Source organism: Arsenophonus nasoniae DSM 15247 (assembly GCF_000429565.1).
Classification (GTDB): domain Bacteria; phylum Pseudomonadota; class Gammaproteobacteria; order Enterobacterales; family Enterobacteriaceae; genus Arsenophonus; species Arsenophonus nasoniae.
In genome coordinates this window covers 1-14,139 of record NZ_AUCC01000027.1, presented here as the reverse complement: position 1 = coordinate 14,139, position 14,139 = coordinate 1, and the positions used below count along the sequence as shown (strand labels likewise).

At 38.0% G+C, this 14,139-nt stretch carries 13 protein-coding genes; 10 read left to right on the top strand and 3 right to left on the bottom strand.

Annotated elements, in window-relative coordinates; genetic code table 11:
* Positions 1-113 precede the first annotated feature (113 nt).
* From ffh to tyrA, 7 genes are all read left to right on the top strand, one after another.
* Positions 114-1,475, top strand: coding sequence for a signal recognition particle protein (gene ffh / locus G468_RS0107945; protein ID WP_026822678.1), 1,362 nt, complete (start codon positions 114-116; stop codon positions 1,473-1,475).
* Between the two features lie 139 nt (positions 1,476-1,614).
* Complete coding sequence (gene rpsP, locus G468_RS0107940; RefSeq protein ID WP_026822677.1) at positions 1,615-1,863, top strand: 30S ribosomal protein S16; 249 nt, start codon at positions 1,615-1,617, stop codon at positions 1,861-1,863.
* Between the two features lie 18 nt (positions 1,864-1,881).
* Positions 1,882-2,430: a ribosome maturation factor RimM gene (gene rimM, locus G468_RS0107935; protein ID WP_026822676.1), complete on the top strand. Its 549-nt coding sequence runs from the start codon at positions 1,882-1,884 to the stop codon at positions 2,428-2,430.
* A gap of 34 nt (positions 2,431-2,464) precedes the next feature.
* Entirely contained in the window at positions 2,465-3,220 is a 756-nt protein-coding gene (gene trmD / locus G468_RS0107930; protein WP_026822675.1) for a tRNA (guanosine(37)-N1)-methyltransferase TrmD, read from the top strand.
* Between the two features lie 56 nt (positions 3,221-3,276).
* Positions 3,277-3,630, top strand: a complete 354-nt coding sequence (gene rplS / locus G468_RS0107925) for a 50S ribosomal protein L19 (RefSeq protein WP_026822674.1) — start codon at positions 3,277-3,279, stop codon at positions 3,628-3,630.
* A gap of 343 nt (positions 3,631-3,973) precedes the next feature.
* Complete coding sequence (locus tag G468_RS0107920) at positions 3,974-5,068, top strand: 3-deoxy-7-phosphoheptulonate synthase (RefSeq protein WP_026822673.1); 1,095 nt, start codon at positions 3,974-3,976, stop codon at positions 5,066-5,068.
* 14 nt (positions 5,069-5,082) lie between these two features.
* Positions 5,083-6,204 (top strand): bifunctional chorismate mutase/prephenate dehydrogenase, encoded by a 1,122-nt coding sequence (tyrA, locus tag G468_RS0107915; protein ID WP_026822672.1) that lies wholly within the window; start codon positions 5,083-5,085, stop codon positions 6,202-6,204.
* 47 nt (positions 6,205-6,251) lie between these two features.
* Here the strand turns inward: tyrA and pheA are convergent, their stop codons facing one another.
* The 3 genes from pheA to bamD form a co-directional block, all read right to left on the bottom strand.
* Positions 6,252-7,415 (bottom strand): bifunctional chorismate mutase/prephenate dehydratase, encoded by a 1,164-nt coding sequence (pheA, locus tag G468_RS0107910; RefSeq protein ID WP_026822671.1) that lies wholly within the window; start codon positions 7,413-7,415, stop codon positions 6,252-6,254.
* A gap of 241 nt (positions 7,416-7,656) precedes the next feature.
* Positions 7,657-7,989: a ribosome hibernation-promoting factor, HPF/YfiA family gene (gene hpf, locus G468_RS0107905; RefSeq protein ID WP_026822670.1), complete on the bottom strand. Its 333-nt coding sequence runs from the start codon at positions 7,987-7,989 to the stop codon at positions 7,657-7,659.
* Positions 7,990-8,297: 308 nt separating this feature from the next.
* Complete coding sequence (gene bamD, locus G468_RS0107900; protein WP_026822669.1) at positions 8,298-9,029, bottom strand: outer membrane protein assembly factor BamD; 732 nt, start codon at positions 9,027-9,029, stop codon at positions 8,298-8,300.
* 133 nt (positions 9,030-9,162) lie between these two features.
* Here bamD and rluD point away from each other — a divergent pair, with 133 nt between their 5' ends.
* The 3 genes from rluD to clpB all read left to right on the top strand — a co-directional run bounded on the left by rluD (position 9,163) and on the right by clpB (position 13,575).
* Positions 9,163-10,140 (top strand): 23S rRNA pseudouridine(1911/1915/1917) synthase RluD, encoded by a 978-nt coding sequence (gene rluD, locus G468_RS0107895; RefSeq protein ID WP_026822668.1) that lies wholly within the window; start codon positions 9,163-9,165, stop codon positions 10,138-10,140.
* On the top strand, positions 10,141-10,875 hold the full coding sequence (gene yfiH, locus G468_RS0107890) for a purine nucleoside phosphorylase YfiH (RefSeq protein ID WP_026822667.1): 735 nt from the start codon (positions 10,141-10,143) through the stop codon (positions 10,873-10,875). It begins immediately after the preceding gene.
* A 126-nt stretch (positions 10,876-11,001) separates the two neighbouring features.
* The gene (gene clpB / locus G468_RS0107885) at positions 11,002-13,575 is read left to right on the top strand and encodes an ATP-dependent chaperone ClpB (protein WP_026822666.1); all 2,574 of its coding nucleotides are present in this window, start codon (positions 11,002-11,004) and stop codon (positions 13,573-13,575) included.
* Positions 13,576-14,139 lie beyond the last annotated feature (564 nt).

Here is a 14,139-nt window from a genome sequence, read left to right as displayed (position 1 = left end):
TCCAACTGTTGATCACTATTCTTATGAAACTCGATGCAGAGATTGAATTATCATCGTGTTATAATAAAAAATTAACTGACAGCAGATCCCTTTAACAGAATTGAGTTAAGCACATGTTTGATAATTTAACTGACAGACTTTCGCGTACATTGCGCAATATTAGTGGCCGTGGAAGATTGACTGAAGACAATATTAAAGAAACATTACGTGAAGTTCGCATGGCGCTATTAGAAGCTGATGTTGCTTTGCCAGTCGTACGCGAATTCATTCAATCGGTAAAAGAAAGTGCAGTAGGTCAAGATGTCAATAAAAGTCTAACACCAGGCCAAGAATTCGTTAAAATTGTGCAAAATGAGCTCACTAAAGCGATGGGTGAGGAGAACAGCGCTTTAAATTTAGCCATACAACCGCCCGCCGTTATTCTTATGGCTGGCTTGCAAGGTGCGGGTAAAACTACCACTGTGGCTAAATTAGGAAAATTATTAAAAGAAAAACAGAAGAAAAAAGTTTTAGTCGTTTCTGCTGATATTTATCGTCCTGCTGCTATTAAGCAATTAGAAACACTCACTCAAACGGTCGGAATTGATTTTTTTCCATCCACCTCAAGTGAGAAACCTGTTGAGATTGCGACTAATGCGCTACAACATGCAAAATTAAAATTTTATGATGTGCTAATCATCGATACTGCTGGGCGTCTACATGTTGATGAAGCCATGATGGAAGAAATTCAGGCGATCCATCGCGCCATTAATCCAATTGAAACCCTATTTATTGTTGATGCAATGACCGGGCAAGATGCGGCTAATACCGCTAAGTCCTTTAATGAAACATTGCCGTTAACCGGTGTCATATTAACGAAAATTGATGGTGATGCTCGTGGTGGTGCCGCATTATCAATCCGTCATATTACCGGTAAACCCATTAAATTTTTGGGAATAGGGGAGAAAATCGAGGGCTTAGAGCCTTTTTACCCTGACAGGATTGCTTCTCGTATCCTTGGTATGGGCGATGTCTTATCGCTGATTGAAGAGATAGAAAGCAAAGTTGACCGTGAAAAGGCGGAGAAGCTTGCTAATAAACTTAAAAAAGGGAATAGTTTTGATCTAAATGATTTTCTTGAGCAGCTTAAACAGATGCGCAATATGGGTGGTATGGCGAGTATGCTAAGTAAAATGCCAGGTATATCCCAAGTTCCTGATGCGGTTAAATCACAAATGGATGATAATATGTTGGTCAGAATGGAAGCGATTATTAGTTCGATGACCACGAAAGAACGACAAAAACCAGAAATTATTAAAGGATCACGCAAGAGACGCATTGCAGCTGGTTCTGGCACACAGGTACAGGATATTAACCGGCTACTAAAGCAGTTTGATGATATGCAACGCATGATGAAGAAAATGAAAAAAGGCGGATTAGCTAAGATGATGCGCGGGATGAAAGGTATGATGCCACCGGGTTTCCCTGGCGGTTAACAACTAAGCATTAAATAAACAATTCGTACTTTTGATTGCTTTTTATCTTAAAAAGAGTAGAATCTTGGGGCTTTTTATATGACAACCAGACTCTATTCCTCGATAGAGTCTGGTTGTTTTGTTAACTAATGAGGATGTTATGGTAACAATTCGTTTAGCTCGTGGTGGCGCAAAGAAGCGTCCATTTTATCAAATCGTTGTCACTGATAGCCGTAATGCACGTGATGGTCGCTTTATTGAGCGTATCGGTTTTTTTAACCCTATCGCATCAGGTAACGCGGAAGAATTGCGTTTAGATTTAGATCGTGTAGAGCATTGGGTTGGTTTAGGTGCAACAGTTTCTGATCGTGTTTCGACACTGATCAAACAAGCAAAAAAAGCTGCTTAATTTACTACGGTGGTGGTGATGAGCAAAGAGGTTTGCCTTAAGATCCCTGTTAATCCTATTGTATTAGGAAAATTAGGCTCTGCGCATGGCATTCGTGGTTGGCTCAGAGTTTTTTCATCCACCGAATATACCGAAGATATATTTGAGTATCAGCCTTGGTTTATTCAACGTTCTGGTCAGTGGCAACAACTGGAATTAGAAGGTTGGAAGCATCATAACCAAGATATTATCATCAAAATAAAGCATATTGATGATAGAAGTGCTGCTAACTCAATGACTAATTGCGAAATTATCGTTGATTCAGCACAACTACCTGTACTTGAAGGTAATGAGTATTATTGGAAAGATCTGATTGGTTGCCAAGTCATAACTACTAAAGGTTATAGTTTGGGTTTTGTTCAGGATTTAATGGAAACAGGCTCAAATGATGTGCTGGTAATTAAAGCAAATCTGAAAGATGCATTCGGTATTAAAGAACGGTTGATACCGTTTCTTGATGAGCAGGTGGTCAAAAACGTTGATCTTACTACTAAGATAATTGAAGTAGATTGGGATCCTGGTTTTTAAACGCCAGTTGTAGGTTGAATGAGTGGAACGCAAGATGTGGATTGGGATTATTAGCCTGTTTCCAGAAATGTTTCGCGCAATAACCGAGTATGGGGTGATAGGTCGCGCAGTTAAAAATGGCCTATTGAATATACAGTGTTGGGATCCGCGAGATTATACTCACGACAGGCACCGCACTGTAGATGATCGCCCTTATGGCGGCGGTCCAGGTATGTTGATGATGGTACAGCCTCTTAGAGATGCCATTCATGCAGCAAAATCTGAGATCGGTGAAGATGTTAAAGTAATTTATCTTTCACCACAGGGGCGCAAACTTAATCAGCAAGGTGTTTGCCAATTGACGGCAAATAAAAAGCTTATTTTAGTTTGTGGTCGATATGAAGGTATTGATGAACGGATCATTGAAACCGAAATTGATGAAGAATGGTCAATTGGTGATTATGTTCTTAGTGGAGGAGAATTACCAGCAATGGTCATGATCGATTCAATTTCCCGGTTTATTCCTGGTGTATTAGGTCATCATGCATCAGCGGAAGAGGACTCTTTCATGACTGGGTTACTTGATTGTCCTCACTATACCCGTCCTGAGGTGTTAGAAGGTATGGAAGTTCCGAGAGTCTTATTGTCGGGCAACCATGCTGAAATAGAGCGTTGGAGAAGAAAACAGTCACTAGGCCGAACTTGGCTTAGAAGGCCTGAACTTCTAACAAGCCTAGCTCTGACTGACGAGCAGAGAATGTTGTTGGCAGAATTCCAACAGGAATATGAAGAACAGCAACGTATTAATTGAGACATTGTATCACACTGTCTTGTATATATCAGTTTACCTAGGGTAAGAGAGTAATTATGAGCAATATTATTAAACAGCTTGAACAAGAGCAAATGAAGCAAAATATTCCTTCATTTCGTCCAGGTGATACCGTAGAAGTTAAGGTATGGGTGGTTGAAGGTTCTAAAAGACGTTTGCAGGCATTCGAGGGCGTGGTTATCGCGATTCGTAACCGCGGTTTGCATTCAGCATTTACTGTTCGTAAAATTTCTAATGGTGAAGGTGTTGAGCGGGTATTCCAGACACATTCACCAGTTATAGATAGTATCACAGTTAAACGTTGTGGTGCTGTTCGCAGAGCTAAATTGTATTACCTGCGAGAGCGTTCTGGTAAAGCAGCTCGTATTAAAGAGCGCTTGAATACTAAATAATTCGCTTTTCGCTACATCCTAAAAATCTTTAAAGCTCGCAAAACTGCGAGCTTTTTTTATTATCTTTTTTCAGCTTATTGCATTATCAGTCATTATTTTATTAAATCTTTTGTGTAATTTTTTATAAACATAAAAATATTTTTCTTAATAATAGAATTGAAATTTTTTTATTTATTTTTCATTTAATTATATATTTTTGTTCCATTTTTATTTTATTGGTAAAGTAAATGTTACTATATGTTGTCACCAATGGATTGTAATATTTACAGTTCATGTTATCGTATAGCTGAACCTCAAATCGGTGTAATGCAATGCAGGATAAAAAGTTAAACAGGTAAAGATAATGATCATGCAAAAAGATGAGCTTAATAATGTTAATATTTCTGATGAACAGATTTTAATTACACCGAAAGAGCTGAAAAAATATTATCCATTGGCTCACAAGAATCAGCAAATAATTACTCATTCTCGCCGAATTATTGCTGATATTATTCAGCATCGTGACCCACGGCTGTTAGTTATTTGTGGTCCTTGTTCTATCCATGACGTGGATGCAGCGCTGGAATATGCCCATCGTTTAAAACAGTTAGCAACAGAACTTGGTGATAGTTTATATATTGTTATGCGGGTTTATTTTGAAAAACCTCGCACCACTACCGGCTGGAAAGGTCTGATCAGTGATCCGATGATGGATGGTTCTTTTGATATGGAAAAAGGGCTGCATATTGCACGTAACTTACTGTTATCGCTTGTGGATATGGGATTGCCATTAGCAACAGAAGCACTTGATCCAAATACTCCACAATATTTAGGCGATTTATTTAGTTGGTCCGCTATAGGTGCTAGAACAACTGAATCACAAACACATCGTGAAATGGCTTCTGGACTCTCTATGCCCGTGGGTTTTAAAAATGGTACTGATGGTAATTTAGTTACGGCAATTAATGCAATGAGAGCAGCAGCGATGCCACATTGCTTCATGGGTATTAATCAATCAGGTCAAGTTTGTTTATTACAAACGCAAGGTAACCCTGACGGTCATATTATTTTAAGGGGAGGGGAAAAGCCAAATTATAATGCGCAAGATATTGCAAATTGTGAAATACAGATGCGCAATGCTAATTTATTACCCTCTTTAATGATTGATTGTAGCCATGGTAATTCGAGAAAAGATTTTCGTCGTCAACCGTTAGTGGTGGAATCGATTATAGAGCAAATAACACATGGTAATCGGTCAATTACAGGTATGATGCTTGAAAGTCATATTAATGAAGGAAGTCAATCTTCAGAACAATTACGTTCTAAAATGAAATATGGCGTTTCTGTCACTGATGCTTGTATTAGTTGGGAAACAACAGACGCAATATTAAGAAAATTACATACTAAAATTCACTCGGTACTTAAAGAGCGTATTAAGACCTTAGAAAAAGCAAGCTAATACAAGGTAAATTGATGTCAGCAGAATTACTACAATTACGTCAACAGATTGACGAAATCGATAAATCATTACTCGCATTACTAGCAAAAAGAATGAAATTAGTGTCGGCAGTGGGTGAAGTAAAAAGCCGACAAGGGTTACCTATTTATGTGCCAGAGCGCGAGGCTTCAATGTTAGAAGCGCGTCGCAAAGAAGCGGAAAAAATAGGTATTGCCCCTGATCTGATTGAAGATATTTTACGCCGTATTATGCGTGAATCATACCAGCATGAAAATAATCAAGGCTTTAAAAAACTAAATGCTGATCTAGGGCCTATTATTATTGTGGGTGGCGAAGGTCGGATGAGAAAATTATTTAGTCAATTATTTACTCTCTCTGGCTATGAGGTTTATAGTCTGCGCGAACAAGATTGGGATATAGCAGATAAATTATTGGCTAATGCTGCCGTAGTCATGATTAGTGTCCCCATCCACTCAACGATAGAAGTTATCCATAGATTGCTGAAGTTGTCTGAAGATACATTATTGATGGATATTTCTTCTATTAAGCAGCAACCGCTTGAAGCTATGTTATCAGTGCATAATGGGCCTGTTGTCGGCTTACATCCCATGTTCGGCTCAGATATCAATAGCATTGCTAAACAGGTAATTATTTATTGTGAAGGAAGAAATCCACAAGCATACCAATGGCTATTAGAACAATTGACGGTTTGGGGTGCCAGATTACATAAAATTAATGCCACGGAACATGATAAATGTATGGCATTTATTCAGGCGCTTCGCCATTTTACTACTTTTGCTTATGGACAATATTTATCTGAACAAAAAGTCGATCTTCAACAATTATTAACTCTTTCATCGCCTATATATCGATTAGAGTTAGCAATGGTTGGACGTCTGTTTGCTCAAGATCCACAACTTTATGCAGATATTATTATGACATCCGATGAAAACATTGATTTGATTATTAAATATTATCAAAGTTTTGGTCATTCGGTGTCATTGCTTAAAGATCGAGATAAGAAAAAGTTTATTTCTCAATTCGAGAGAATTAGTCACTGGTTTGGTCAGGATGCTAAACAGTTAATGCAAGAAAGTAATGCATTATTACAACAAGCTAATGATATTAGTCGTTAATTTACTGTTATTAATACTTTTAAAAAACCGGTTATACAACCGGTTTTTTAGTTAGCAACACCGCTAGGTACTAAATTATCAGCTGGGTAGCAGCCTAAAATTTTTATTGAGCGCGTCATTGCAGTTAATTTTTCTAATGCATGTTGCATATCTAATGAGCGTAAGTTTGCCTGCACATCAATGTAAAACATCTCTTCCCATGGTTTATTGTTAATTGGACGGGATTCTAATTTACTCATAACAATATTATGCTCTTTCAGTACTAATAATGCATCGACTAAAGCACCCGCATGTTGACTGGTTGCGATCAATAATGTTGTTTTAGTCGGAATTTGTGCTGAAACTTGTACAGCTTTACGCGCGATAACAATAAAACGTGTCATATTATTGGGTTGATTAGCGATATTATGTTCAAGAATGGTCAAGCCATATAATGCGCCGCCTATTTCGCTACCCAATGCGGCTACGTTAGCTGAATCAATTTCAACCACTTTTTGCATGGCACTGGAACTACTGTCACAATATTCAATTTTCCAATTAGGATATTGTTGTAGAAATTGATTGCACTGTTGAAATGGTTGTGGATGGCTATATACCGTTTCAATGTTTTCTAACGGCACCTGAGTTATCGCTAGTAGGCAGTGATTGATGGGTAATCGCATTTCGCCGACGATCGAAAGTTGGGTGTTTTGTAGCAAATCGTAAACGTCATTAATTGCCCCTGAGCTGGAATTTTCTAAAGGTAAAATACCATAATCAGCTTGTTTTGTTTCAACTAAAGCAAAGATATCTTGGAATTTATCACAGCTACATTCGATAGCATGGCTAAAATGGCGCGCTGAATATTGGCGTGCTGCAAGATGAGAGTAGGATCCATTGGGTCCTAAAAAAGCAATTCGGACAGAATCATTTTCTATCGGATTTAAATGTTGCTGAAAAACAGCTTGCTGAGTTAACACACCGTCTTGGTTGATGATTTGAAAAAGGCGAGTAATATAAAAACTATCTAAGCCTTGTTTCTTCCCTTCAGCTATTAATCTATTTAGTAATTGCTGTTCATGGTTTATATCATCAATAGGCTGCTGCAGTTTTAATTTAGCTTGAGCGATATGAGTTGCTAAATAATGTCGTTCAGCCAGTAAATTTAATAATAAGCTATCAAGTTGATCTATTTTTTTCTGCATGTTTAATAGATTAGATATACTGTCCATAATTATTTTCTCTGCTGTTTTATTTTTATTATTGTCTGATGAATGAGAATAAAAACGCCTTGATCATAATTATCAAGAAACTAACAAAAAACTCAGTAAGTGTAAGGATTAAGCTAGATTATTAATAATGTTTTAATCAACATGAATTATCAAGCTTATTTTTATGTTAAGCAAAACAAATAGAATAATAAAAAGCGCACTTATAAAAGTGCGCTTAGAGAAAAATAAAATGGCACAATGGTTATGGCTGTACGGCTAGATCTATCTCTTTTGCCGTTGGGTAAGCACGTCTGGCCTCATTTTTATGTTGACGCTTATTAAGTTGTTTTTCTAGTTTATTTATTAATTCATTGGTTGCAATATAAAAATTACTATGTTTTGCACTAGCAAATAATTTTCCATTCGGTGTATGAATATTGGCATCGACAATAAACTCTTGAGGCTCTTTTGACAGCACAATGTGAGGATTAATTAAAGAAACTCGCCATTTGCTAAGTTTATTCAAACGTTCTTCAATATGGTGACGTATAGCAGGTGTAATTTCTATGCACTTACTTGTTATACTTACTATCATATCGCTACCTCACTTGTCATTGAGTTATAAATATTTTCAGGATAGCGATAATTAATAGAAAAAACGTGATCTTGATCGGTTTTATTTGCTCTCTTGCTAAAGTAATGATGGGAGTGTGGATGTATTATCAAAAAAATGCTTGTTACTTGCATAAGATACTCGTTTTTTGCATTATTGATGGATTGATCTATTTTTATCAGTTTAAAAAATTAGTATCTAGCTAAAATTATTTTTTACAGATTAATATAAAAAAACAGCAAAATAGCTTTGCTGTTTTTAATCAATAAATGTTAGCGATTATTTTGCCGTTAGGCGGGATTAGCTGCGATTAATGCTGCAACTTTATTTTTTTCCTGGCTTAAGCCTAACTGATTATAGGCTATCTCCATATATTTTAATGCATTGCGTGTTGACTGGGTATCGGGATAATTTTTTAGCATTTGTTCAGTGCGATTAATAACAGCAACATATGCACCACGTTTATTATAATATTTAACAATAGCAAGCTCATATTTTGCTAAACGTTCTTTTAGAAAAGCTAAACGTTTGCTAGCATCTGTTGCATAAATACTATTTGGATAAAAACGAACGAGCTGGCTAAAGTCTCTAAAGGCTACAAGCGCATGTTGAGGATCGCGATCTGAACGATCAATACCAAAAAAATCTTGTAGTGCACTATCGTCTAACGCTTGTGCTGTAAGACCACGCATATACAAAACATAGTCAATATTAGGATGTGTTGGATTAAGGCGAATAAATCGGTCAATAGTTGCTATCGCTAATGGTAGCTCAGCTGATTTATAATAGGCATAAATCATATCCAATTGAGCTTGTTGGGCATAAGGGCCAAATGGATAACGATTATCGAGGGTTTCTAATAACTTTATAGCCCCTTTATAATTACCGCTTTGTAGTTTCTCTTGACTGCTGGTATAGATATCAGTGGGAGAGCTTTCTGGTACAGCATCCTTATTGCTGGAGCATCCGGTAACAAGTAAGCTCAATGTGGCTGCTGCCAGCAGATATTTTATACGTATAATCACGTGGTTGTTTCCTCTGAATGTTTTTGGGCGATCTCCATAAAGCCCCCTAACGAAATATGAGTTACAATAGCACATATTTTAATTAAAACGGCACTGCCGTCAAAATGTAAACTTTACTGTAGATAATTTTATGGCTCAACAATTACAACTTCAGGCACAAATTCTAGAATCGCAACTTGGCCAACGTTTAGACCAAGCATTAGCTGAATTATTTCCTGATTATTCTCGCTCACGAATAAAAGAGTGGATTTTAGATAATAGAGTGCTGGTAAATGGCAAAATTATAAATAGGCCGAAAGAAAAAGTATTTGGCAGTGAACAAATTGCTATTGATGTACTGATTGAAGAAGATATGCGTTGGCAGCCACAAAATATTCCACTAAATATTGTTTATGAAGATGACGAAATTCTTGTTATAAATAAACCTCGTGATTTAGTGGTTCATCCTGGTGCTGGCAATCCAGATGGAACGGTACTAAATGCACTTTTATATCGTTATCCTGAGATTATTAATGTTCCACGAGCTGGAATTGTTCATCGGCTTGATAAAGATACTACTGGGTTAATGGTGATTGCAAAAACGATACCTGCTCAAACTCATTTAGTAGAAGCTTTGCAGCGAAGAGAAATTACTCGTGAATATGAAGCGGTAGTAAATGGTCGTATGACAGCTGGGGGAACGGTAGATGAGCCGATTGCTCGTCACCCAACTAAGCGAACACATATGGCTATCCATCCGATGGGCAAACCCGCTATTACCCATTATCGGGTAATGGAGCATTTTCGCGCCCATACCAGGCTTAGATTGCGGCTAGAATCAGGTAGAACGCATCAAATCCGCGTTCACATGGCACATATTAATCATCCTTTAGTTGGCGATCCGGTATATGGTGGTCGTCCACGGCCCTTAAAAGGTGTCTCAGAAGAGTTTCGTCAAATTATGAGCAATTTTAATCGTCAGGCGCTCCATGCCACGATGTTACGTTTATATCACCCTCTAACGGGTATTGAAATGGAGTGGCACGCAGATATTCCTGCAGATATGGTTATACTAATTAATATACTCAAAACTGATGCAATGATGCACAGAGATGAGATGGATTGGTAAATGGATAACTTAATATATCCGAACTGGCCGCAACCTGAAACAGTCATGGCTTGTAGCACAACGCGTATTGGTGGCGACAGTTTGTCACCTTATGACAGTTTTAATCTAGGGCTACATGTTGGTGATCAACCGCGATTAGTGATACAAAATCGCAATAGCTTAATGAAAATTGCACAACTACCCACCCAGCCTAGCTGGCTTAATCAGGTACATGGCACGCGTATTATCGATTTGGCTAAGGAAAAAAAGGGTAATCTGCAAGCGGATGCCGCCTACAGTTGTGAACTAGGACAGGTGTGTGTCGTGATGACAGCAGACTGTTTGCCTGTTTTACTCTGTAACGAACAAGGCACAGAAATTGCTGCCGTACATGCTGGCTGGCGAGGTTTGTGTGATGGGATCCTAGAAAAGGCAATAAAGCAATTTAGATCACCGCCGCGCGCTCTTATGGCCTGGCTAGGACCGGCAATTAGCGCGGAAAAATTTGAAGTAGGTCGTGAAGTGAGGAGTGCTTTTATTGAAAATCATGCAGAATTAGCGCAAGGCTTTAAAGCTTCTGATAATGGTAAGTATCTAGCCGATCTCTACTTATTAGCACGTTTGAAATTGAATGCAATTGGTGTCAAACATGTTTATGGTGGAAGCTATTGTACGATGAGTGAGCCAAAGCGTTTTTTTTCCTATCGTCGTGATGGCGTAACAGGACGAATGGCATCACTGATTTGGTTAAAATAAATCTTTAACAATATTAGTTATTATTTTTATATCAATAGTTGATTTTTATCGTAACTAACTTGAATAATGTGAAATAAAACCTCATTTAATCTGCATAAATGTTTGTAATTGTATTTTGGAGGTATTATGCGTTTGGATCGTCTTACCAACAAATTCCAACAAGCACTAGCTGATGCTCAATCTTTAGCAATTGGACAAGATAATCAATTTATTGAACCAGTACATTTACTCGTTGCCTTGTTAGATCAAGAAGGCGGTACTTTACGTCCTTTATTGACATCGATCGGGGTCAATGTCAGTCAACTAAGTAATAAATTAAACGATATTCTCAATACCTTACCGCAAGTGCATGGCACGGCGGGTGATATCCAACCCTCAAATGATCTTATTCGGCACTTAAATTTGTGTGATAAGTTGGCACAACAGCGCGGTGATACGTTTATTTCCTCAGAGTTATTTCTTCTGGCAATTTTTGATGCCAAAACCTCCCTAGCAGATACGCTTAAAACGATGGGAGCCAATAAAGCAAATATAGAAAAGGCGATAGAACAAATGCGTGGTGGTGAAAATGTTAATGATCAAAGTGCTGAAGAGCAGCGTCAAGCACTTAAAAAATACACAATTGATTTAACAGAAAGAGCCGAACAAAGCAAACTCGATCCTGTTATTGGACGTGATGAAGAGATCCGCCGCACAATACAGGTTCTCCAGCGCCGAACAAAAAACAATCCGGTTTTAATTGGTGAACCAGGAGTTGGTAAAACCGCGATTGTCGAAGGTCTCGCTCAACGCATTGTTAATGGTGAAGTCCCCGAAGGGTTGAAAAATAAACGTGTTCTCTCCTTAGATATGGGGGCTTTGCTGGCTGGCGCAAAATATCGCGGCGAATTTGAAGAGCGCTTAAAGGCTGTTTTGAATGATCTGGCCAAGCAAGAAGGAAATGTGATTCTGTTTATCGATGAATTGCATACTATGGTTGGTGCAGGTAAAACTGAAGGTGCGATGGACGCCGGTAATATGTTAAAACCGGCACTAGCACGAGGAGAATTACATTGCGTCGGCGCAACTACACTTGATGAATATCGTCAGTATATTGAAAAGGATGCGGCATTAGAGCGTCGTTTCCAAAAAGTTTATGTCGCTGAACCTACTGTCGAGGACACCATAGCAATATTAAGGGGACTAAAAGAACGTTATGAACTGCATCATCATGTACAGATAACTGATCCTGCCATTGTTGCTGCTGCCAGTTTATCAAATCGTTATATTTCGGATCGTATGCTACCTGATAAAGCCATAGATTTAATTGATGAAGCAGGTGCTAGCTTACGGATGCAAATGGACTCTAAACCGGAAGCCCTTGATCGCTTAGAACGTCGGGTTATTCAATTAAAACTTGAACAACAAGCACTAAAAAAAGAATCTGATGAAGCCAGTAAAAAACGGCTTAAAATGTTAGAAGAAGAGCTGACGGAAAAAGAACGGGAATATTCAGAGCTAGAAGAAGAATGGAAAGCAGAAAAAGCAGAGCTTACTGGTACACAGCATATAAAAGCAGAATTAGAAAATGCACGTATAAGTTTGGAACAGGCCCGGCGCAGTGGTGATTTAGCTAAAATGTCAGAATTGCAATATGGTAAAATTCCTGAATTAGAAAAACAACTTGAAGCTGCTACCAAAGCGGAAAGTAAAACCATGAAGTTGTTGCGTAATAAAGTGACTGATGCTGAGATTGCTGAAATATTAGCACGCTGGACAGGCATTCCCGTTTCCAGAATGTTAGAAAGTGAACGTGAAAAGTTACTTCACATGGAACAGGATCTGCATAAGCGTGTCATTGGCCAGAATGAAGCTGTTGACGCAGTATCTAATGCTATTCGGCGTAGTCGTGCTGGTTTATCAGATCCAAATCGACCTATTGGTTCATTCTTATTTTTAGGTCCTACTGGTGTTGGTAAAACTGAGCTATGTAAGGCACTGGCAAATTTTTTATTTGATAGTGATGATGCGATGGTGCGCATTGATATGTCCGAATTTATGGAAAAACATACAGTTTCCAGACTAGTTGGTGCACCTCCAGGTTATGTAGGCTATGAAGAAGGTGGTTATTTAACCGAGGCAATCCGACGCCGTCCTTATTCTGTTATTTTGCTTGATGAAATTGAAAAAGCGCATCCCGATGTTTTCAATATTTTATTACAAGTTCTGGACGATGGACGATTGACTGATGGGCAAGGAAGAACTGTCGATTTTCGTAATACAGTTGTTATTATGACATCAAACTTAGGCTCTGATTTGATCCAAGAACGTTTTGGTAGTTTGGGTTACAACGAAATGAAAGAGATTGTCATGGAAGTTGTTAGCCGTAGTTTCCGACCTGAATTTATTAACCGTATTGATGAAGTTGTGGTATTCCATCCACTTAATAAAGAGCAAATTACAGACATTGCGCAGATCCAACTATCACGTTTATATAAGCGTATGGAAGAGCAAGGTTATAAAGTAAAAATCAAGCCAGCGGCATTAGAAAAATTGAGTGAAGCGGGATTTGATCCGGTATTTGGTGCACGTCCTTTGAAACGTGCGATCCAACAAGAGATAGAAAATCCATTGGCTGAACAGATGCTATCAGGTAAGTTAGTGCCTGGCAAACAAGTAACTTTAGATATCAAAAAAGGTGTTATTGTTGCTAAGCAATAAATAAAATCGAATTGTTAATCCTATTTGAAGAGGTAATATTTACCTCTTCAATAATATTATACGAATTCAATAATCTTAATTAAAGCTCGTAATTAGCTTAAGCTGTTTGCAACTCGTACCGATACTATCAACTCAACTCAATGCAACGTTAGCACAATAAATGAGCACTTAAACAGAAAAAATGCAAATAATAGTTGTTAGTTTCAGAAAACCCCCTATAATGCCCTTCCTGTTATCGCGTCTTATTCATCAACAAGTGAATAAAAGTATAACGCGAATTTAAGGTGAAAAGCGTAGTATACGCCACCTCGCGACTCCAGTCGCACGCTCTTTAACAATTAATCAGACAATCTGTGTGGGCACTCGCAAGACATCATCAAAAACTATTTGAAGATTAAGTCTTAAAGAGTGACAAACAGTTAATTCATATATGAACTAATAAGCAGTAACGTTATTTTAGCCGACGGAGAAGGCGATAAAAGGCCGACAAAGTGGCAAAAAAAGCGTTACGGCCAGTAAAACATTCTTTGAGCATCAAACTTTTAATTGAAGAGTTTGATCATG

Coding starts and splice junctions, on each gene's coding strand:
- ffh (WP_026822678.1), top strand. CDS start 114: ATGTTTGATAATTTAACTGACAGACTTTCGCGTACATTGCGCAATATT.
- rpsP (WP_026822677.1), top strand. CDS start 1,615: ATGGTAACAATTCGTTTAGCTCGTGGTGGCGCAAAGAAGCGTCCATTT.
- rimM (WP_026822676.1), top strand. CDS start 1,882: ATGAGCAAAGAGGTTTGCCTTAAGATCCCTGTTAATCCTATTGTATTA.
- trmD (WP_026822675.1), top strand. CDS start 2,465: ATGTGGATTGGGATTATTAGCCTGTTTCCAGAAATGTTTCGCGCAATA.
- rplS (WP_026822674.1), top strand. CDS start 3,277: ATGAGCAATATTATTAAACAGCTTGAACAAGAGCAAATGAAGCAAAAT.
- G468_RS0107920 (WP_026822673.1), top strand. CDS start 3,974: ATGATCATGCAAAAAGATGAGCTTAATAATGTTAATATTTCTGATGAA.
- tyrA (WP_026822672.1), top strand. CDS start 5,083: ATGTCAGCAGAATTACTACAATTACGTCAACAGATTGACGAAATCGAT.
- pheA (WP_026822671.1), bottom strand. CDS start 7,415: ATGGACAGTATATCTAATCTATTAAACATGCAGAAAAAAATAGATCAA.
- hpf (WP_026822670.1), bottom strand. CDS start 7,989: ATGATAGTAAGTATAACAAGTAAGTGCATAGAAATTACACCTGCTATA.
- rluD (WP_026822668.1), top strand. CDS start 9,163: ATGGCTCAACAATTACAACTTCAGGCACAAATTCTAGAATCGCAACTT.
- yfiH (WP_026822667.1), top strand. CDS start 10,141: ATGGATAACTTAATATATCCGAACTGGCCGCAACCTGAAACAGTCATG.
- clpB (WP_026822666.1), top strand. CDS start 11,002: ATGCGTTTGGATCGTCTTACCAACAAATTCCAACAAGCACTAGCTGAT.